2 protein-coding genes and 1 pseudogene are annotated in these 1,606 nt (G+C 67.2%); 2 read left to right on the top strand and 1 reads right to left on the bottom strand.

Annotated features, from left to right (window positions below):
• Positions 1-110, bottom strand: a pseudogene (locus WBB85_RS17230) (S-(hydroxymethyl)glutathione dehydrogenase); the annotation flags it as partial.
• Between the two features lie 85 nt (positions 111-195).
• Between WBB85_RS17230 and WBB85_RS17225 the strand changes: the two are divergent.
• Positions 196-468 carry an I78 family peptidase inhibitor gene (locus WBB85_RS17225; protein WP_432639827.1) on the top strand — a complete coding sequence of 91 codons (273 nt, stop codon included), beginning with the start codon at positions 196-198 and terminating at the stop codon, positions 466-468.
• Between the two features lie 58 nt (positions 469-526).
• Positions 527-1,606: Y-family DNA polymerase (locus WBB85_RS17220; RefSeq protein ID WP_432639826.1), on the top strand; the 1,080-nt coding region annotated here is incomplete at its 3' end.

Genomic DNA, 1,606 nt, shown 5'->3' with positions numbered 1-1,606 from the left:
GTCGCCTTGATCTCAACCATAACCTCGCCCGCCTTCGGACCGGCAAGGTTCACATCCATAACCTCCAATGGCTTCCCAGCCTGAACCGCAACAGCCGCACGTGTGCGCATGAGAAATCTCCCCCTCTTTAGAAATTGTTTCGGCCCGACCCTGTGCGATACTGACCCATATTGCAATTCGGGAAACGACATATCGATGAAAGCTTCTGCCATTCTTCTTGCGATCATCCTGCTTGCCGCCTGCGTTCAGGATGACCCCAACCGGCCCGATCCGCCCGATGCAAGCTGCTCGGCCGAAGGGCTGCAACATCTTGTCGGACAGCCGGAAACCGCCTTCGACCCGAGCGGCTTTGATGAACCGATCCGGATCATCCGCCCCGGCGATGCGCTCACGATCGATTTCAGCCTGCAGCGGCTGAATGTCGAAATCGGCCTGGACGGGCGCATCACCGCGATCCGCTGCGGCTGAGCGACTCGACTCTGGCTTGCGGCAGGGATAGAGTGGAACATATCAGGAACACACTCTCATGCCCGGCCGCCGGATACTCTCGCTCTGGTTTCCCCGTCTCGGGGCGGAACGGCTGCTGCGCCGGATGCGCGGGTTGCCACCGGCGCTTTTTGCCGTGGCGGGAGAGGAGGGGAACCGCAAGGTCCTGACTTCGCTTACCCCCGCGGCCGAGGGGGCGGGCCTTTACCTTGGGCAGCCGCTGCCCGATGCGCTGGCCATGTGCCCCGATCTTGTCACCCGGCAGCGCAATCTTCATGAGGAGACCGCCTTTCTGACCGCCCTGCGCCGTTGGGCAGGCAAGTTCAGCCCCTGGGTGGGCGAAGAGGCGCCCGACGGGCTGGTGATCGACCTTTCCGGGGCCGCCCATCTTTTCGGGGGCGAAGAGGGCGTGCTGCAGGCCGTGGCGGCGGATTGCGCCGATCTCAGCCTCACGGTCGAGGCGGGCATCGCCGATACGGTCGGCGCGGCCTGGGGGCTCGCGCGCTATTCCGGCAAGTCGGGGGTCAGCCACCGCAGCGGCGACGCGGTCGATCAGGAAGCCCGGGCGACCCGCGCGCGCGCGGCCAAGCGTCACTGGATCAAGGGGGGGGCCGCGCCGGTGACGATCGCCCCACCCGCCCCGGTCGCGCGCACCGCGCCGCCCGGCCTTACGCGCCAGACACTTGCCCCGTTGCCGCTCGCCGCGCTCAGGATCGACGAGGCGACGGTGCATGGGCTGGCACGGCTCGGGCTGCGTCATGTCGGCGACATCCTTGGCATGCCGCGCGCGCCCCTGGCCCGGCGTTTCGGGCGCGATCTGGTCTGCCGCCTGGATCAGGCTTTGGGGGTGGCGCAGGAACCGGTCTCTCCCGCCCGACCGCCTTTGCATTTTGCCGTCCGGCTGACCTTCCCCGACCCGATCGGCCTGCCCGAGGATATCATGGCCGGGATCGACCGGCTGCTGCCGCCCCTCTGCGACCGGCTGACCGAACGCGGCCACGGCGCGCGGCGGGTCAGGCTGCAGCTTCACCGCACCGATCATACGATGCAGGAGGTGGAATTCGGCCTTGCCCGCGCCACGACCGATCCGTGTCAGTTGCGCCCGCTTTTCAGCCTCAAG

Source organism: Albidovulum sp. (assembly GCF_049646345.1).
Taxonomy (GTDB): Bacteria; Pseudomonadota; Alphaproteobacteria; order Rhodobacterales; family Rhodobacteraceae; genus Albidovulum.
The sequence above is the reverse complement of the archived record's forward strand: the minus strand, read 5'-3'. Positions and strand labels throughout refer to the sequence as shown.